Consider the following 17,890-nt stretch of genomic DNA (forward strand, 5'->3'; position numbering starts at 1 on the left):
TGGCGATCACACCACGAAAGCGGTTATTTCAGACCTTCAGCCGACAGAGCCGCATCAACAGCCGGGCGTGCGGCAACGCGGTCAAGGTAGGCGTTCAGTTCCGTCAGTGCGCTCAGATCAAATTTCAGTGCCTTCGCCCAACCCATCACGGTAAACAGGTAAGCATCTGCCACGCTGAAACGCGTACCCAGCAGGAAATGATTGTCTTTGAGGGCGGTATTCACGTAAGCAAATTTTTTGCTCAGTGCTTCGCGGGTTAATGTCTTGAACTCTTCGGGGGCTTTCGGATTAAACAATGGCGAGAAACCTTTATGCAGCTCAGTTGCAATGTAGTTCAGCCATTCCAGCGCGTGATAACGGGCCAGCGTGCCTTGTTCCGGCATCAGCTGACGGTCTGGTTTCTGGTCTGCCAGATACTGCACGATAGCCACGCCTTCGGTCAGAATACTGCCATCATTGAGTAACAGCGTGGGGATCTGCCCCTTGGGGTTCACTGCGAGGAAGTCATCACCGGTTTCTGTTTTCTTGGTCGCCAGATCAACCTTCTCAATGCTGAAGTCCAGACCCGCTTCACGCAGGATGATATGAGGGGAAAGGGAACAGGCTCCGGGTTTATAATACAGTTTCATAAACACTCCATTGGATGAGCAACCCGCCGGACCCCGCGAGACATTACCGTTTCACAGGGTGGCGATAGGACTATATAAAAACTGCTTCTATCCTAGAACTGGCGGGAGCAAAAGTCAGTGTTTTAATTGTGACAGTGCGTCCGGTTACTCATATTCTGATCAAATATACGCTCTCAGCGCGAGTGCAGGTTCAGGAGGCCACGCACGGCCAGTTCAACGTTTTCAGGCGCGGGCAGCATAGGAGAACGCAGCTCGTTATCCATCAAGCCGTCCAGCGATAACGCGAACTTAATGGCGGCCGGATTCGGGGCAGAAAACATCAGACGAATCATTGGCAGTAAGCCAAAGAAGGTTTTACGTGCGGCAACGATATCCTGCTCTTTGAACTGTTTAATCAGTTGAACAAACTCTTCCGTGAAAATATGCGACGAGGCAGCAATCGCCCCTTTACCGCCCAGGCTCAGGGTTGAAAATATCTGCACGTCTTCGCCACACAGTACGTCGAGGTCGCCGTCAGCAATCAGTGAAAGCGTCAGGTCTATGCTGCCTCCGCAATCTTTTACGGCGGTAATGCGCGGATGTTTTGCCAGCTGACGGAATGTGTCCAGCTCCATCTGTACGCCAGTACGATAAGGAATATTGTAAAGCACCACCGGCACTGTGGCGTGATCTGCAATTTCCGTAAACCAGGCGACCAGTGCGGCCTGAGAAGGGCGGATGTAGTAAGGCGCGGGGATCAGCAAACCAGCAACAGGACGGTGTAAAATCGCATCCTGCATTTCACGGATAACTGGCATATGCGTGCCTGACAGCCCCATGATCACCTGATGACCCGGTACCACTTCCAGCACAGCATCCAGAACCTGCAGTTGTTCTTCTTTGGTGAGCATCGGGGCTTCACCGGTCGTACCACAGACGACGACGCCGTCAATGCCCCGTTTGAGCAGCCGGGTGCACAATGATTTCAGTGCAGTAAAGTCGATCTCACCCTGATGAAAAGGCGTGACCAGCGGGACCCAGATACCTGAAAACGATGACATGATGTAGTTCCTTAAACGGCGTGATTTATCAGCCTCGGATCATGTCAGTAAAACAGGGACGAGCGCCAATTGAATGAATTAATAAGGTGTTTTGAGTTATCTATGGTGCTTATAAATAGATGGTTTACGTACTGGATAACATGTCCATTTCATTGCTCAGTAACGTGTTTAACACTTCTACCGGTACGGGGCGCGAGAACAGATAGCCCTGGAGGTGCGAGCAACCTGCTGATACTAAGAAAGTTTTTTGCAACTGATTTTCAACGCCTTCTGCAATGACGTTGAGATGCATTTTATTGCCAAGCTGAGACACGGCAGAAACAATCGCGGCGGTATCATTCACTTCTGTGACGTACTGCACAAACGAACGGTCAATTTTCACGCTGTCTACCGAGATATCTTTTAGCAAACTGAGGCTGGAATAACCGGTACCAAAATCGTCGAGCGAAATTTTAACCCCGACCTGACGTAATTTAGCGAGATGGCTGAGGCTGATCCCGTTGGCGTTCATCACTGAGGTTTCGGTCAGTTCAAGTTCGAGCCGTGAAGGCGGGAAATCTTCCTCTGCCAGAACCGCCAGAATACGCGGTCCGAAATCCGGTTCACCGAGTTGAACAGCAGAAACGTTGATCGCCAGATTGAGCCGTTCAAAATTCCTGATATCCCGACACGCCTGCCGCAGAACAATTTCACCGAGCTGAATAACCAGTCCGGTCTCTTCGGCCAGGGCGATAAATTGTACCGGCGAGACTTGTCCGAGCACGCCGTGGTTCCAGCGTGCCAGCGCTTCAACGCAAACGACTTTCTCATCGTGGCTGCGTAAAATAGGCTGATAAACACAGGTCAGGTCACCTTCTTTGGCCAGTGATTCCGCCAGCGCTTTCACCATAATGCGTTTACTGACGCTGCTGGCATCGAGCAATTCAGAATAAAACGAGAACATATTTTTGCCGCGCTGCTTGGCTTCCAGCAGCGCCGTATTCCCGCGGCGCATGATCTCGCCGGCGGTAATATTCTCTGCACCAAACATCACGATGCCGAATGAAATCGTAATCATCGGATTAGCCCGCGTCAGCGTAAACGGCTGGCGCATCATCACCAGTATTTCCAGCGCCAGATTATTGGCCATTTCACTGGTCGGATTATTGCGCAGGATAATCGAGAATTCATCGCCGCCGATGCGCGAAACTGTTCCGCTGTTGCCGACTTCATTACGCAGACGCTGGCCGAATTCGCAGAGAATGGCATCGCCCGCCTGATAGCCGTATGTGTCGTTGATGTAATTGAAATCGTTGAGATTCAACAAGAAGAGGGCGCAGGGGTCAGGGCGATACATGCGCCGGGCGGCAATCTGGCTAAGTTCTTCACTCAATGCCGTCCGGTTCGGCAAGCCGGTTAATACGTCATGACGGGCAAGGTAGCGGATCTGCGCTTCTGAACTGCGCAAAAGCGAAATATCCATAATAGAGGTCAGAATGAAATGCCGTGTCTCCAGCGTGACGCGGGATTTACGTACCAGCACATTGCGTCGCTTACCTGACGGGTCAACCAGCGTTTCTTCGTTGACCGTTTTCTCTCCGGTTTCCAGAACTTCAATATCGCGCTCACGCTGCCGGGCAGATTGTTCAGGATCTGTGAAAAAAGAAACATCCTGACCAATCAATTCTTCCCGTGGACGTCCATAAAATTCGCTGGCTTTCTGATTAAGGAATACCAGTTTACGCTCATTATCTTTAAGGACTGTCGCTTCGGGAAGAGCATCAAGAACCGCCTGGCATATCGCAATATCTGTAAGCATGAGTTAAATACCCCGAGCAGAAAATGAGTGTGATGTGGCACAGTTTGTTAGCCAGTAAACTCATCAGATTGTTTTTGCAATTATTACTCACAATCGGATGAGAATATTACCGTTGTTTTTAAATTTTAAAATTCAATCGGTTATCACGCCCTAAGTAAGGTATTCGATATATTATTCGGGTGAATAACGATCAACTCAGTTCAATGCGGTTTTTACCGGCGAATTTTGCCCGATACAAAGCATGATCTGCCTGGATTAATAAGGGCGAGACCGAATCCTGATTGGGCATCACGGAATGCCATACCGATATCGTTCGTCATCGGAATATTATTCTGCGAATTCAGAGCTAACCGAAGCAGGAGATAACCTGCCGACAGATACGGTCCTGGGGAAATTAGCTTAACAGGACTGTGATAACAAATCGGTGAAAGAGTGTGGCGGGTATGCGAACTGTTATTGTGACTGATGATCCGTGCAGGACAGAAACACTTTTATCATATTTAGGAATTTCTTTATAAACGCTAAGGCGACGGAAGAAGAACAGCCTGACATGAAGTCTCAGGGATGCTTTTTAGTCCCAAATTTTTCATCCCATTCGCGGCGGTAACGGCGGGATTGTTTACGGCCTTTCAGCCAGAGGTAGGTGCACACCGCGCAGACACCCGCTGAGAAAACGATATTGCGCATATCCTGATCATAAAAAATGACCAGCACACAGTCGAGAGCAGCCACAATCGCGAACCACTTATGCATGTGCGACTGCCTGCGGGTTTCGGCATTCATTCTTTTAAGCTGACGTCCCTCTTCCAGAACCTTTCTTTTTACCATCGCACGCTCCCGGGATGAGTGGAGTCAATCATTTGACGTAGATTTTTTTGAAGGAGAGTAAACCGAAAAAAGCGGGTTATTATTCGCGATATTAACTGATCCTGAAATTATTATCGCGAACAACCTGCCAGCGCTATTCGTTGAATAGCGCGATTTACTGACTGATTTTACAGTCTTTTAAACGTTATAGGCTGACTAAAAAATAGTTTTTTATGATGAAAAAGTATTACCAATTACTGCTGAGGATTGATTTATCAGGCCGTGGTGGATTATCTTTTTAGGAATTATCTTAATTCTCGGTGAGTAAATGAGCGATTCATCATCACGAAAGATCGTTGATAGTGCGAACATTTATCAGGATTTCGACACCCGTTTTTACGAATGGGAAGACGGAATGTCCAGCGCAGGTTTCAAACTTGAACTGCCGGATCGCAACAGGGAAGAATTTGACTGGAGCGTCACCGGCTACAACTTCGGCCGCGTGATTGGCGGTGTGCTGACTGTCAGTGAGCACGATATCAATCGCCAGTACGGCAACCTGTTTTCGATGCCCGATCATATCGTCATTTTCATTGTGATTATCGGGGGGATGGACTGCCAGTGTTTCGGCGAGCGGTTCATGCTGAGCCAGGGGGATATCCTGATCCAGGATATGTCGCAGCCGATTAAAATCCATGTGTATCCGGGCGAGCAGAAACCGCGTCTCGGTTCTTATCAGTACATTATTATGCCCAAGCACAGCCTGCATTTTAATGTCGATATTGCCTCGTTACACGGAAAGCGTATTCCGGCAGCCTCACCGGTGAACATCATTCTGCGCAATCATTTTGCGACGATGGTGCAGGTGTTTGATCAGATGACCGAACAGGAAGTACTGAGCACTGGCGAGGGGGCGGCGTCGGTATTCCTGCAAACACTGCATCTGGTGGCGGGGAAGAAGGTGGAACATCCGTTTGAGCAAAGTGCACGTCTTGAGCGCATTTGCCTGTATATCGAAAAGCATCTCGGCAGGCCGATCAGTATTGATATTCTGTGCAAAGATTTTGCTATTTCGCGCTCAGGGTTGTATCGCCTGTTTGAACCGCTTGGCGGCATCGCGCAATTCATTCGCAGCCGGCGCTTACTGCTGGCGAAGCGCCTCCTGCGAACCTCTTCGATGTCGGATCAAAGTCTGGCCGCCATTGCGAGACAGTGTGGCCTGGAACCCAGCGCTTTACGTCGCTATTTCCATGAATTCTATGGCACAACGCCTTCTGAGATGCGGGAGAAATTCCGCCGTGATGCTGAGCAATCGGGGCAGGCGGATGCCACTCATGTGAATTGGGTGACTTCGCTTTAATGCATTGATTGCCCCATTTTTGTACGAAAAGTGTTAACCATTCACGCATTTCCTGATCTGTCATTATTCTGATTTTGCCTCTGCGAGGCGGAATCAGAGCCGTTTTCCCGGCCAAACACAGTAGACTTGGTGAAATAGTCATCAGTAATCATTGAGAGCGCATTATGTTAGTCCCTCAACCGGCAGTTGATGAACAGGCTCGTCTTGCCATACTGGCTTCTCTGGGGATCCTGGATTCCCCCGGAATTGAGGAGATCGACCGTATTACCCGGATGGTCGCCCGGCAGTTTCAGGCTAAGGCTGTCGTTGTTTCATTGATTGACGCGGACCGCCAGTGGTTCCTTTCTCACACCGGCATTGATATTCATCAGTCTTGCCGTGATACCTCCTTTTGCGGTCATACTATTCTCGAGCCCGGTCCGCTGATTGTCAGGGATGCCCGGCTCGATTTGCGCTTCCACGATAATCCGCTGGTGACCGGCGCGCCTCACATCGTGTTTTATGCCGGCTGTGCCTTGCATTCAAAAGAGGGTGTGGCGCTGGGCGCGTTATGCCTGATTGATGATCGCCCGAGGGACTGGTGTGAGGAGGAACAGCAGACTTTGCTGGATATGACGGCGCTGGTACAAAGTTATATTTTTCACCTTGAAAACCGGCAGTACACGGCGCGGGTAGAAGATAATCTGGCGAAAACTGAGGCTTTATTTGAACAGACATTTGCTCACGCTGCCGTCGGCTTCTCCTTAGTCGGACTCGACTGGCGCTGGCTGCGCATCAATCCGCAGGTGTGCAATATGCTGGGTTATGCCGAATATCAGCTGCGCGCCTGTTTGCTGCATGACGTGACCCATTCCGATGATCTTTATGCCGAAAATGTGCTGATTCCCCGTTTGCTCTCCGGTGAAATAAACAGTTTCTGCATAGAGAAACTTTTACAGCGGGCGAACGGCAGCACGCTGTGGGTGACTCTGACGGCCTCACTCGTGCGTAATGTGACCGGTGAAGCCCATCACTACATTGTTGTCATCAGCGATATTACTGAGCGTAAACATATCGAACAGGCATTGTATTCACTGCAGGGGGATCTGGAACGCCGTGTGGCCGACCGGACTTATGAGTTGCAGGTGGCGATGGATCAGCTTCATCAGGAAATCGCCCAGCGTCTGACCCGGGAACGGGAACTGACGGAAAGCAAAAACCGCCTCAGAGCCATCACCGATAACATTCCCGCGCTGATTTGCCATGTTGATGCGAATGAACAATACACTTTTGTGAATCATTTTCACGCCAACTGGTATGGCGTCGAAGAGACACAGGTCAGCGGGAAGCAGGTCAGGGATGTGGTTGGAGATGACAGCTATCAGAAAATTAAGCCCTATATTCGCCAGGCTTTGCAGGGAATGACAGTAAGTTACGAAATCGAATTGTCGGATCACTCCCATCATGCCAAAGGCGGTGTTTTGCATACCACGCTTATCCCCTGCGACGATATTCGCAATGGTTATTACGGCCTTTCAACCGATATCAGTGAAATTAAAGCGTTACAGGCTCAGCTGGAATTTGAAGCAAATCATGACGCACTGACCGGATTACCAAACCGGCGCGCGTTCCAGCAGTCACTGATTCATGCCGCCGGAAAACAAGAAAAAGCAGATAGAGATATCGCATTGCTCTTTTTGGATATTGATAATTTTAAAGCGTACAACGACACCTACGGGCACGAATTCGGCGATTTAATCCTGAAGTTTTTTGGTTATACCTTACGTGAAAATCTGCGTTCACAAGATATTGTGGCGCGTCTGGCGGGAGATGAGTTTACCGTTTTGTTGAGCGGGCTGATGAATACTGAGAGTGACGTCAGCCGTATTTGCATCAGCCTGATGAGTGCTCTGCATTCCATCGAGTGTATCGCAGGTGTCCCGGTGGCGCTGTCTGCCAGCATCGGCGTAGCGATTGGTCGCGCGCGCCAGTCATTGCTGCCGGATGCGCTGCTGGCGCGGGCTGATGCCGCGATGTACCGCGCGAAACAAAGTGGAAAAGGCCGGTATTATTTAGGATGAAAAATTTAGGATAAAAAACCGATACAGGCCGGACACCGAGTAAATGAAACATTCCTGAGGCGATAAACGCTGTTCGCTGACGGCAGGCGTTCCTTACGTTTTGATGATTATCTTGCTGCTTTTTTCGTTATAACACACGGCATTGTCCGGGATGTTCTTATTGATGAACGACATCGCACCAATGGTGACATTGTGGCCGATAGTAATGTCATTGCCGATAATGCAGCAATTGGCACCAATATCCACATTATCGCCAATGATTATACGTCTTTTCCCCTCATCCACTTTAATGCCGATGGTGGTGTTTTGCCGGATCCGGACATTCTTCCCAATCATGCAATGAGGATTGATGACGATACCGGTGAGATGAGGAAGCCTGATGCCTTCTCCGATCTGCGTTCCCAGCATGATCTCGATGCCATACTTTCTTATTAACGAGTAGTTAATCTTACGGGCGCGGGCTTTGCAGAAATGGCTGTCCGTCGCGTATAAGTAGCTTGCGATACGCCACCAGAAAATGTACCGGTGCTGGGGTTGTTTTATGCACCTGATGATTATCCGCCGCCATGAGAAATCCTTTTTGTTCTTAAGAATATCGGCGGATAAATAGCGGGTTAATTGCTTATATTGACTGTGATTTTCGTGCATCAGGATGGTTCCGTTTTCGTAAGTCTCGCTTACGTAATCCTAACACAATGAATACTTATCCCAAATTCCAGCCATAAAAATCTATGGTCACCCCCGTTTTTGCAACGTTGATTTTGATTTATGATGGGCTTGCTTAAATCTATACGGCGTCTGATGGGCAACCTTACGTTGCCCGCGCCACGATGAAGTCCGCGCCTGCAGAACCTTAAAAAGCGGACGGCTTCAAAGAGCCATTTTTTATGTCAGGTTCATCCGCAGGTCGCTGTGCCGTTCATGTCATCAATAATCGGTCGTCGCAAAACCAGAAAGTCACTGCGTAATGCCTAAGAGCTAACAGTTCGTCCCTGTTGGCTCTTTTTATTGGATAAAAGCTGTGCGATGGGTTGTCACCGACCAGGCTATTCGGGCCAGTTTGTTGGCTAACCCGCAGGCCACTACGTTCGGGTGATGCCGCGAGAGCTGGGCCTTCACCTAGTCAGCCAGCCGCCCCTGATTGTGTTCAGGTCGTTGCATAAAAGCGCGAGCGCATTGCACCAGAAGACGTCGCAGATTTTTATCCCCGCGCTTACTGATGCCCATTAGCGTACTTTTTCCGCCAGTGCTGTACTGACGTGGGACTAACCCCGTCGATGCAGCAAAGTCCCTGCTGCTGGCATAACTTTTTCCATCACCAGGCTTCGTGGCTAAAAGGCTTGCCGTGATAAGTCCAACGCCGGGGATAGTCAGCAAGCGCTGCGCGGTATCGTCATCCGCCATGTGGGTTTTTAACTCTTGTTCGAGTTCTTCAATCTGTTCAGTGAGGTAGGCGTAATGCTGATGGAGACGCATAAGTAATCGCGCTAAATAAGGCGGCAGTTCGTGCTCTTCAAGCACCGCGGCAAGACGCCTGATAACCGCGATGCCGCGCGGCATGCTAATGCCAAACTCCAGCAGGAAAGCGTGCATCTGGTTGGTGGTTTTAACGCGGTCTCTGACGATTGCGTCACGGACGCGATGAAGCGCCGACATAGCCTGCTGGTCTTCGGTTCGCGGAGTCACGAAGCGCATAGAAGGTCGTGATGCGGCTTCGCAGATAGCCCCGGCATCAATGAAATCGTTCTTATTGCTTTTAACGAAGGGTCGGACAAACTGAGGAGAGATGAGCTTCACCTGATGCCCGAACTGGCTGATGTGCCGGGCCATAAAATGGGCGCCCGCACAGGACTCCATAACAACGGTAGAAGCGGGACAAGTAGAGAGAAAGGCGGTTAACGGGTTGCGGGAAAACTTCTTACGTAGCAATGCATTACCGTTTTTATCCTGAGCGTGGACATGGAACGAATGCTTGCCGAGGTCAATACCGATGAGCGTAACGTTTTGCATGATGATCCCCTTCAGAAAGAAAAACACCCTGTCAGCGTACCGCTCACAGGGTGGGGGTGACCATCTTATTAAACGGGCCTTTTCTGGCCCGTTTTCTGTTTCATCCATAGGGCATTTTAAACCCCCATGATTTTCTTCACCGGCATAATGCTATCGCGCAGGCGGGTGAGCCACTGGCTGATCTGCGCCGCAACAGCAATGGCTTCGCGTGCATCGCTTTTGATCAACTGAATGCTCTGACCGGGCTGAACCTGCGCCAGACGCCATAAATCTTCTTCAATAATTCCGGCAATTTTCGGATAGCCTCCGGCGGTATTGGCGTCAGCCAGCTGAATGATCGGCTCGCCGGCAGGCGGAACCTGAACGATGCCGGGGACTAAACCGTATGAACGCATTTCGATGACTTTCGAGGGCGTGACCGGCGCGCCGGATAAGCGGTAACCGGTGCGGTTGCTGTGCAGGGACACTTTCCACGGCTGCGACCAGAAGCGGGGAAGATCGGCTTCAAACAGCGAATATTCTCCGGCGGGAATAGCCCGCAGTTGCACGCATCCCTCAGTGCTGGTCGGGAATACGTTTGCCAGCGCGATCTCCGGCGGCTCGATGCCCATACCTTGCGCAGGCAGGGGAGATGCGGTGTTTTTACCCGCCGCGAGGCGATCGTTTTTCTCCAGCGGTCGTCCGTCTAAACCCCCAAAACCACCACGCAGCGCGGTGCTGCGCGAGCCCATAACGACCGGCACGTCAATGCCTCCGGCGACGCACAAATAGCTGCGGGCACCGTAACGCGGGAACTGCATTTCCAGCTCCTGCCCTGCGCGGACGGAACACGCCCACCAGGGCGGAAGATCTGTACCGTCGAGCTTCGTGCGGCAATCTGCGCCGGTGATGGCAATGCTGGTATCGGCGAGAAACCGGACCTTAAACGGAAACATCTGCACTTCAATGCAGGCGGCGTTTTCGTCATTGCCCAGCATGATGTTGCCCGCGTGAAACGCCAGCGGATCCATCACGCCGCTGACAGACACGCCGATATCCCGGAATCCGCTGCGGCCCGCGTCCTGAACAGTATTCAGCGGGCCGGTTTTCACTATTTCAATCACGGCTGGTTCAGTCACAATTCAATCCTTTCTGGCAGAAAGCGCACGCTGTCCCCCGGTGCCATCAGCGCAGGATTCTCTGCCTGCGGGTCAAACAGCGTCAGTTCGGCGAATCCGATGGCGTTCCAGCCGTTTGGCCCGGTCAGCGCGGAAATCCCGGTCTGTGCGCCGCCGATGGTCACGGTGCCTTTGAGCATATTCAGCGAGGGGACTTTTTTACGCGGCGTGGCAAGAGACGGATCCAGCCCGTGGAGATAGCCAAAACCCGGCGCGCTGCCCAGTGAAAACACCGTGTAGCAACCCTCAGAATGGCGGCGGATGACCTCGCGCGGCGAAAGCCCGGTATGCTGGCAAACCGCGTCCAGATCGGTGGCATGTTCGCCGCCGTAAATCACCGGAATTTCAATCAGCTTGCCTTGCGGATGAACGGCCTGTGCCTGTTCCCAGGCGGCCACCAGCAGGGCAAAGGTGGCGTCGTAATCTGCCGGTGTCTGGCGAAACAGCACCAGCAAATTGGTCACGCCGGGGATCAGTGATTCGATATCATCACGCGCACGCAATGCGACCGCCAGTGACCAGATGCGGCGCTGGGCGGGCAGGTCGAAATCTCCCGGTGCTTCAATCAGCCAGGCACGGCTGCCGATGGTGGAGATTTTGATGTTGTCGCCCTGACTGGCAAGAATAAAAGAGGCGCGGGAAGGCGCCTCGTGCGACGCAGTGATCATCGGTTATTCCAGAGGTTCGAATTTAAGGCTGGAGAGCGGCTGTACTTTGTCTTCGCGCACCATTTTGTATTCGGTATTTGGCCCGATCCAGGTATCCCAGATTTTATCGATGGTGCCGTCGTCATCCATCGCTTTCAGGCTGCTGTTAACCTTCGCCAGCAATGCCGGTTCGTCCTTTTTCATGCCGACGCCGATCGGCTCCAGCGCCATCGGCTCTTTGATCATCCCCAGTTCAATGCCGTCTTTTCCGGCCTGAGAAATCATTTTGATGGCGGTCATGGTGTTGGTCACAAAGCCCACCGCTTTGTTCTGTTCCAGCGCCAGAAAGGCCGACGCAGCATCCTGGAAGGTCACGGCTTTTGCGCCTGCCAGATATATCGATTGTTCAGACGTTGTGCCTTTGGTGGCGCTGATGCGTTTGCCTTTAAAATCCGCACGAGTTTTATCGACGTTGGGCTTTTTCACCACCAGTACTTCTTTCGCCACGTAATACGGATCGCTGAACTGAATCTGTTGGCCGCGCGTTTTGGTATACGCCAGATTGGCAATCAGCACGTCGGCGCGGCCAGTGGCGATCACCGCAATACGCGCTTCAATAGACGTCGGCATCAGATTGAGTTTTACGCCCATCTGTTTGGCTAACGCCGTACATAAATCGACGTCCATTCCCGCAAGCTGGCGCGTTTTCGGATCCGGCGACGAGAACGGCGGCACATCGGAATACACGGCACAATTGAGTGAAGCGCGTGCCTGAATATCAGAAAGAACATCCGCTTTCGCAGAGGAAAAGGCCGCCATCAGTGGCAACGCCAGCAAGGAACAAGACAGTAACTTCAGTTTCATCATTCATTCTCCGGGATTTTTTAATTAGCAGTGTGTGACGACAACTTCCCCTGGCTCACTGTGAGCAAAACTGGCTGTGGTTTCTTTATGAGTCAGCCCGACTATATAAGCTCACCCTGGCGTTGTATAAGAAGTAAACCCTGTATGGCGATACGCTTTTTGTATGACCGGGAAAAAGGCGGCTCTGCCAGAATAGCGGACAGATTCATCCCGCTGCTCACCAGGAACGAAGGTTAATAATGAACGCCAGAATGGGTATTTCGCTAAAAATATTATCAGCCCTGTGTGCCACATTAATGCTGGCCTGCGTGAAAGGGCTGGGCGGAAATATACCTACCGGAGAAGTGATATTTTTTCGCTCTTTCGTCGCCTTATTCCCGCTGCTGATCTGGCTCAAATTGCAGGGCCCTGTTTTCCCCCAAATTAAAACGAAGAATATATTCGGCCATTTAATTCGCGGCTTTTCCGGCACGGGTGGAATGTATTTTAACTATCTGGCGTTAGTGTATATCTCGCTGGCGGATGCCACGGCGATAAGCTACGCCGCGCCGCTATTTACGGTGGTCATGGCCGCGGTTTTACTGCGTGAAAATGTTCACGCAGCCCGCTGGCTGGCGGTGGGCATCGGTTTCACCGGCATTATCGTCATGCTGTGGGCGCATCTGACAGACAGCGGTTCGCTGCTGTCGGGCAGTTTTAAGCAGGTTTCGGCGGGGCTGGGCGTGATTCTGGCGCTGCTGGCGGCGATGTGTACGGCCGTCTCTTCGGTGCAAATCCGTTTTTTAAATGGCATCGAAAGACCGGGCGCGATCGTTTTCTACTTCTCGCTGATGACCATGCTGATTGGTCTGGCGACGATTTTCTTCGGCTGGAAAATCCCGACCACCTTGCAGCTTTTACTGCTCACCGGTTGCGGATTTTTTGGCGGAATGGCACAGATACTGATTACGCTGAGCCTGCGTTACGCCGATGCGTCGCTGCTGGCGCCTTTTGATTACACCACGATGGTCTGGTCGATGATGCTTGGTTTTCTGTTCCTCGACAGTTTTCCGTCATCTTCCACGCTGGCCGGTGCGTCAATCGTGGCCGCAGCCGGAATTTTCGCCTTATTGAGTGAGAGGCGTATAAACAGAACGGCTATTATCAAATCAGCAAAGTAGGGGAGTAAGGGGGCGGTAAGCATCCTGATTTCCTCCCGGATATCTCAAACGTGCGTGGAACTAAAACGGGTGTGCTTACCCTTAGCAGAGGGATTAGTGTGGACTTAGGCATGTATGAGTCATTCGCGCTGACCAGCCAGTTCATGACAAAGCGCACCGATCTGTTCCACTGCATTGAGCAAGGTGGGCGAGGGTTCATTCGCACAATTTAACCGCAGGAAGTTCTGAAATTCCGCCCCCGGGGAAAACAGGAGGCCAGGACTGACACCAATGCCCAGCGCCAGCGCGCGACGATGTACCACCAATGCATTCAGCGGATGCGGAAGTTCTATCCACAACAAGAAACCGGCTGTCGGCACGGCAACACGAGTGCCCGGAGGGAAGCTTGCGTTGACCCGGGCGATAACGGCGTGTACTCCCTCCGTGACCCGGAGCTTCAGGCGCCGCAGATGACGCTCGTAGTCTCCACTTGCCAGTATATCGCTCGCGGCTGCTTCAAGCAGCGGTGCGCCTGCCCAATCCCCGGCCATGCGGGCCTGCAATACCTGCGTGTGGTAGCGTCCTGCCGCAATCCAACCGATTCTCCAGCCCGGGGCAAGGGTTTTGGATAATGAACTGCAGTAAATCACACTCCCGCTCTGGTCGAAGGCTTTGCAGGCCGGAGGACGCTGCCCCTCACCCGCGAGGTCACCATATACATCGTCCTCAATTAAAGGGATGCCTGCACGTTCAATCAGCGCAACAAGTTCCTGCTTGCGGGTGACGGGCATACTGGCACCGAGTGGGTTTTGCACCGTGGGCGAAGCCAGCACGGCTGCGGGACGGTGGCGCTGAATAGCTTCACCCAGAGGTGCCAGCAACAAGCCTTCAGCGGGATCCGTGGGGATTTGCAATGCCTTGAGGCCTAGGTCCTCCAGCAGCAGGAGCGTACCGAAGTAGGCGGGTTGCTCAATGGCCACTACATCACCTGGCTGACATACAGCCCGCAGAGCCAGACGCAGTGCCTGTGTCGCGCCAGCCGTAATGACGAGATCATCCGGACCAAAACGGGCACCCCACTGTGCAGCGCGTACGGCTATATTTCTGCGCAGGTCTGCCCTTCCCGGCGGCAGGCTGTAGCTCTGACCGTGTGCGTCCAGGCGACGGCTTGCAGTCTGCAACGCCCGCTGTAGCGTATCTGTTGGCAGCCATAGGGGATCGGGCAGCGCTGCGCCAAGCGGCACCAGACGGGCTTCTGCGCTGCTGAATAGCGAACGGGCTACTGCTGACATTGTCACGGGGACCGGGCCAGGTAAATGATGGGAAGACTGCATGTTCTGAGGTGTGTTTATCTGGCAAACGAAGTAGCCCGAACGCGGACGCGCAACAATCAGGCCTTCGGCCTCCAGACAACGGAGTGCTTCCAGTGCCGTTGGAAGGCTAACTTGCTCGCGTTCGGCCAGTTTACGCGCGGAGATCATCCTGTCGCCGGCTCGCAATACACCTGATGCAAGGGTAAGGCGCAGCATTTCAGCAATCCGGCGGTAATGTGGGGACAACAGACGTGGGACGGACATTGCGAACTGTACAGTCTGATTTTCGATAAATCTGACTATACAGACAATAATGCGGCCCTTCTATAGTAGTGCCGAACCCGAGCAATCAAGGAGGCATTATGCATAACGACAACTTCGACCTTTCGACTTATTTCCGTCGTATAAACTACACCGGGCATGCAGCCGCCGATACCGCCACGCTGCACGCGCTCATGCGTCATCAACTCTTTTCGGTGCCCTTCGAGAATCTGGATGTACAGGCTGGCAAAGTCGTCTCCCTGGTACCCGAAGACATTGCAGACAAGCTGCTACAACGAGGTCGTGGTGGATACTGCTATGAGGTCAATGGGCTATTTGCAATGGCGTTGGGCGCTTTAGGTATTACCTACCGTTTCGTTGCAGCTCGTCCGATGTTCTACCCGGCACGCCGACCGAAAACGCATATGGCATTAATTGCTGAAGTCGATGACCGCCTGTGGCTTTGCGATCTAGGGTTCGGCAGCTACGGTATTCGCGCACCGATCGCCATAGACATGCCAGATACCGACATCGAACAGGATTTCGACACTTTCCGACTTATCCGTGACGGTAATAACGAGTACCTGCTACAAGCGAAGGTGGAGGGCGAATGGGCCAATCAATACAGTTTTGATCTGTCACCCCAGGAGTGGATTGATTTCGTCCCGGCCAACTACCTCAACTCCACCCATCCTGATGCCATCTTTGTGCAGAAGTTACTGATCGTGCAGCACGTCCCCGAGGGTCGGCTGATTTTGCTAGGGAATGTGCTGAAGACGATCACCGCAGAGGGCGTAGAAAAGCAGCAACTGACGGAAGACGATATTGCCCATGTCCTGAAAAACCGCTTTGCTCTGCCTGCACCGCAATACATCGGGAAGACAGTGTAATCCTGAGCACAGCCTTCCCTCTATTTATCCTCATGAAATATACAGAGGGCTGGCTGGTATACCTGTCGCAGACGACTCATTCAACACAGGATGGTCTGGAGGTGTTTTTAATTCAATTGCAACACTGATGCTAATAGACCCTTCATTGAGCAGGTAATTAATGTCTGCTCTTTGCTTGTAGCTGCCCTTTGGTACTCCTGTGCCAAAAGCGGAAGTTACCTCTCGGGGGCATTAAAGATTAGCCTTGGTTATTATGATAAATTCATTCAACTGTCAGGGTTCAATTAGGGGGAGAAAAATGCTCTTGGAAAAGCTGAAAGCACTTGAATGCAGTCTTCACGGTGTCCGGCGGAATGATCGGAAATGGCTTGAACAGATATTGCATCCCGAATTTCGGGAAATCACACGGTCAGGTGTAATAGTTGACCGCGCGGAGACGATAGCATCTTTGACTGGCGAATTAAGTCCAACGATCATTCTTAGCAGTGATTTCCGGCTGATCAGCATGGGAGAGTACTGCGCCATTCTGCACTACAAGACGTTTAATTCGGACGGCAGCCGAGCATCCCTACGTTCTTCTTGCTGGGTGTATTCTGACAAGGGGCAATGGGAGTTGGCTTTCCATCAGGGAACACCAGAGGCGGGTGCGGTATAATTTTGGCAATGACACGCTAAAAAACCATCAGCCCGGTGGGTATCTCTTACAGGCATGAAAAGCCAATGTCAGCTCCCCGCTCAAAGCTGAAACTCACCAAAGCCAACGTCGCTTGGGTTCTTGCCAGGCCCCCTGCCAAAGGTCAAAACGCTTGAGTTGTTCAAGTTTCTGTAGAACAACATCTTCACCCACGGATGAGAGAATTCGCTCTGGAATTGAAATGCCGAAAAGGTCTTCAGCGACCGGGAATATTTCACATTCTGATGTAAGTGACCCCAACGATTTTTCTATCTTCTTACGCTCTGCTTTTACAATTAACTGAAGTCCCATCAGCATTTAAACTCCACAATGGCTGCCTGCTCAAACGCTTGTCTGACCTGGGCCAGGACCTGGTCAGGGATTGATTGTCCTCTAATATCATAGACGACCCGGCAAGTTCGAATGTGCGATGGAAGCTGTGATAGTCCGTAAGATATTCTGGCAATATTGTACGCAATACTGAGTTTTATAGATTCCGGGGATGCGAGGCTGTGGCTGGCTACAAGTAGAAACTCTCCATGTTCATCATTAATAAACTCTGGGGTAAACATCACACCTCCCTTTTATTACCTTCGCCGATTTCTATCAATTGAATGCCTTTTCATCAAAAATTTATCATAGCAGGTATCCTGACCGAAAAACGATGTCCGCTTCTCACTGTGCCGGAGGCGGACATGACAAGCAGCACAGCGTATTAGTTGTCAATGGTGAGGAGGCGGTGTCCGGATGGCGTGACAAAATATCTCTATTAGTGAATGCTCCGGTTAAGCGGGATACTTACGTATGCAAGCCAGATTTCTTATTCGACACGCTTCACCTCCGGATGACGCTCTGTTGCCGCCTCATGTAAAATGTCATCAAGCCAACCTGGAATTTCTGCCTCTGTCAGATCGTTCGGAATTGCGATGTCGTAAAGCCGGGAAAATTTTCGTTCTGTCAGGTCTGCGCGGAATACCAGCCAGCGCTCCCCCTCACGTTTGATCCCAAGGTGTCGTCCAAAAACGTTGTAGATTAGCATTATTAATCTCCTGGCATTTTCATCAAAGTAAAGGTGACAAATTCACAGAGTTTTTTTATTTTAAGCTGATACTATTATTTTTCGCCCATTTCCTTAATCTGCCATTAGCATTAGCATTAGCATTAGCATTAGCATTAGCATTAGCATTAGCATTAGCATTAGCATTAGCATTAGCATTAGCATTAGCATTAGCATTAGCATTA

The 17,890-nt window shown here is 51.5% G+C and carries 16 protein-coding genes and 1 pseudogene; 5 read left to right on the forward strand and 12 right to left on the reverse strand.

Annotated elements, in window-relative coordinates:
- Positions 1–23 precede the first annotated feature (23 nt).
- The 4 genes from gstA to ABIC79_RS20750 all read right to left on the reverse strand — a co-directional run bounded on the left by gstA (position 24) and on the right by ABIC79_RS20750 (position 4,295).
- Positions 24–629 carry a glutathione transferase GstA gene (gstA, locus tag ABIC79_RS20735; RefSeq protein WP_013576067.1) on the reverse strand — a complete coding sequence of 202 codons (606 nt, stop codon included), beginning with the start codon at positions 627–629 and terminating at the stop codon, positions 24–26.
- A 173-nt stretch (positions 630–802) separates the two neighbouring features.
- Positions 803–1,669, reverse strand: coding sequence for a 4-hydroxy-tetrahydrodipicolinate synthase (gene dapA / locus ABIC79_RS20740; RefSeq protein WP_354568346.1), 867 nt, complete (start codon positions 1,667–1,669; stop codon positions 803–805).
- A 124-nt stretch (positions 1,670–1,793) separates the two neighbouring features.
- On the reverse strand, positions 1,794–3,467 hold the full coding sequence (locus tag ABIC79_RS20745; protein WP_015690118.1) for a putative bifunctional diguanylate cyclase/phosphodiesterase: 1,674 nt from the start codon (positions 3,465–3,467) through the stop codon (positions 1,794–1,796).
- Between the two features lie 558 nt (positions 3,468–4,025).
- Positions 4,026–4,295: a hypothetical protein gene (locus tag ABIC79_RS20750; RefSeq protein WP_013576064.1), complete on the reverse strand. Its 270-nt coding sequence runs from the start codon at positions 4,293–4,295 to the stop codon at positions 4,026–4,028.
- A 307-nt stretch (positions 4,296–4,602) separates the two neighbouring features.
- Here ABIC79_RS20750 and ABIC79_RS20755 point away from each other — a divergent pair, with 307 nt between their 5' ends.
- Entirely contained in the window at positions 4,603–5,634 is a 1,032-nt protein-coding gene (locus ABIC79_RS20755; RefSeq protein WP_013576063.1) for a helix-turn-helix domain-containing protein, read from the forward strand.
- Between the two features lie 164 nt (positions 5,635–5,798).
- On the forward strand, positions 5,799–7,694 hold the full coding sequence (locus ABIC79_RS20760; RefSeq protein ID WP_112152183.1) for a diguanylate cyclase domain-containing protein: 1,896 nt from the start codon (positions 5,799–5,801) through the stop codon (positions 7,692–7,694).
- 93 nt (positions 7,695–7,787) lie between these two features.
- On the opposite strand, the gene ABIC79_RS20765 is transcribed toward ABIC79_RS20760, so the two are convergent.
- From ABIC79_RS20765 to ABIC79_RS20785, 5 genes and pseudogenes are all read right to left on the reverse strand, one after another.
- Positions 7,788–8,102, reverse strand: coding sequence for an LbetaH domain-containing protein (locus ABIC79_RS20765; protein WP_240432999.1), 315 nt, complete (start codon positions 8,100–8,102; stop codon positions 7,788–7,790).
- A gap of 597 nt (positions 8,103–8,699) precedes the next feature.
- Positions 8,700–9,704 (reverse strand): annotated as a pseudogene (locus ABIC79_RS20770) (IS110 family RNA-guided transposase).
- A 116-nt stretch (positions 9,705–9,820) separates the two neighbouring features.
- Positions 9,821–10,807 carry a 5-oxoprolinase subunit C family protein gene (locus ABIC79_RS20775; protein WP_183065314.1) on the reverse strand — a complete coding sequence of 329 codons (987 nt, stop codon included), beginning with the start codon at positions 10,805–10,807 and terminating at the stop codon, positions 9,821–9,823.
- A gap of 11 nt (positions 10,808–10,818) precedes the next feature.
- Positions 10,819–11,529, reverse strand: coding sequence for a 5-oxoprolinase subunit PxpB (pxpB, locus tag ABIC79_RS20780; protein ID WP_013576012.1), 711 nt, complete (start codon positions 11,527–11,529; stop codon positions 10,819–10,821).
- Between the two features lie 3 nt (positions 11,530–11,532).
- Positions 11,533–12,372 (reverse strand): transporter substrate-binding domain-containing protein, encoded by an 840-nt coding sequence (locus ABIC79_RS20785; protein WP_354568360.1) that lies wholly within the window; start codon positions 12,370–12,372, stop codon positions 11,533–11,535.
- A 239-nt stretch (positions 12,373–12,611) separates the two neighbouring features.
- Here ABIC79_RS20785 and ABIC79_RS20790 point away from each other — a divergent pair, with 239 nt between their 5' ends.
- On the forward strand, positions 12,612–13,532 hold the full coding sequence (locus tag ABIC79_RS20790) for a DMT family transporter (RefSeq protein WP_121019195.1): 921 nt from the start codon (positions 12,612–12,614) through the stop codon (positions 13,530–13,532).
- 119 nt (positions 13,533–13,651) lie between these two features.
- Here ABIC79_RS20790 and ABIC79_RS20795 read toward each other — a convergent pair whose 3' ends face one another.
- Positions 13,652–15,088 (reverse strand): aminotransferase-like domain-containing protein, encoded by a 1,437-nt coding sequence (locus ABIC79_RS20795; protein ID WP_112152202.1) that lies wholly within the window; start codon positions 15,086–15,088, stop codon positions 13,652–13,654.
- A gap of 98 nt (positions 15,089–15,186) precedes the next feature.
- On the opposite strand from ABIC79_RS20795, the gene ABIC79_RS20800 reads away from it, so the two are divergent.
- Together ABIC79_RS20800 and ABIC79_RS20805 are read left to right on the forward strand one after the other, a co-directional pair.
- Entirely contained in the window at positions 15,187–15,975 is a 789-nt protein-coding gene (locus tag ABIC79_RS20800) for an arylamine N-acetyltransferase family protein (RefSeq protein WP_354568351.1), read from the forward strand.
- Positions 15,976–16,273: 298 nt separating this feature from the next.
- Positions 16,274–16,630 carry a nuclear transport factor 2 family protein gene (locus ABIC79_RS20805; protein WP_037034580.1) on the forward strand — a complete coding sequence of 119 codons (357 nt, stop codon included), beginning with the start codon at positions 16,274–16,276 and terminating at the stop codon, positions 16,628–16,630.
- 93 nt (positions 16,631–16,723) lie between these two features.
- Here the strand turns inward: ABIC79_RS20805 and ABIC79_RS20810 are convergent, their stop codons facing one another.
- Together ABIC79_RS20810 and ABIC79_RS20815 are read right to left on the reverse strand one after the other, a co-directional pair.
- Positions 16,724–16,966 carry a hypothetical protein gene (locus ABIC79_RS20810; protein WP_225444888.1) on the reverse strand — a complete coding sequence of 81 codons (243 nt, stop codon included), beginning with the start codon at positions 16,964–16,966 and terminating at the stop codon, positions 16,724–16,726.
- A 502-nt stretch (positions 16,967–17,468) separates the two neighbouring features.
- Complete coding sequence (locus ABIC79_RS20815) at positions 17,469–17,687, reverse strand: DUF7661 family protein (RefSeq protein ID WP_013575645.1); 219 nt, start codon at positions 17,685–17,687, stop codon at positions 17,469–17,471.
- Positions 17,688–17,890: the final 203 nt, after the last annotated feature.

It is taken from the genome of Rahnella sp. 2050, assembly GCF_040544515.1.
Lineage (GTDB): Bacteria > Pseudomonadota > Gammaproteobacteria > Enterobacterales > Enterobacteriaceae > Rahnella > Rahnella aceris.

Coding starts and splice junctions, on each gene's coding strand:
- gstA (WP_013576067.1), bottom strand. CDS start 629: ATGAAACTGTATTATAAACCCGGAGCCTGTTCCCTTTCCCCTCATATC.
- dapA (WP_354568346.1), bottom strand. CDS start 1,669: ATGTCATCGTTTTCAGGTATCTGGGTCCCGCTGGTCACGCCTTTTCAT.
- ABIC79_RS20745 (WP_015690118.1), bottom strand. CDS start 3,467: ATGCTTACAGATATTGCGATATGCCAGGCGGTTCTTGATGCTCTTCCC.
- ABIC79_RS20750 (WP_013576064.1), bottom strand. CDS start 4,295: ATGGTAAAAAGAAAGGTTCTGGAAGAGGGACGTCAGCTTAAAAGAATG.
- ABIC79_RS20755 (WP_013576063.1), top strand. CDS start 4,603: ATGAGCGATTCATCATCACGAAAGATCGTTGATAGTGCGAACATTTAT.
- ABIC79_RS20760 (WP_112152183.1), top strand. CDS start 5,799: ATGTTAGTCCCTCAACCGGCAGTTGATGAACAGGCTCGTCTTGCCATA.
- ABIC79_RS20765 (WP_240432999.1), bottom strand. CDS start 8,102: ATGCTGGGAACGCAGATCGGAGAAGGCATCAGGCTTCCTCATCTCACC.
- pxpB (WP_013576012.1), bottom strand. CDS start 11,529: ATGATCACTGCGTCGCACGAGGCGCCTTCCCGCGCCTCTTTTATTCTT.
- ABIC79_RS20785 (WP_354568360.1), bottom strand. CDS start 12,372: ATGAAACTGAAGTTACTGTCTTGTTCCTTGCTGGCGTTGCCACTGATG.
- ABIC79_RS20790 (WP_121019195.1), top strand. CDS start 12,612: ATGAACGCCAGAATGGGTATTTCGCTAAAAATATTATCAGCCCTGTGT.
- ABIC79_RS20795 (WP_112152202.1), bottom strand. CDS start 15,088: ATGTCCGTCCCACGTCTGTTGTCCCCACATTACCGCCGGATTGCTGAA.
- ABIC79_RS20800 (WP_354568351.1), top strand. CDS start 15,187: ATGCATAACGACAACTTCGACCTTTCGACTTATTTCCGTCGTATAAAC.
- ABIC79_RS20805 (WP_037034580.1), top strand. CDS start 16,274: ATGCTCTTGGAAAAGCTGAAAGCACTTGAATGCAGTCTTCACGGTGTC.
- ABIC79_RS20810 (WP_225444888.1), bottom strand. CDS start 16,966: ATGCTGATGGGACTTCAGTTAATTGTAAAAGCAGAGCGTAAGAAGATA.
- ABIC79_RS20815 (WP_013575645.1), bottom strand. CDS start 17,687: ATGCTAATCTACAACGTTTTTGGACGACACCTTGGGATCAAACGTGAG.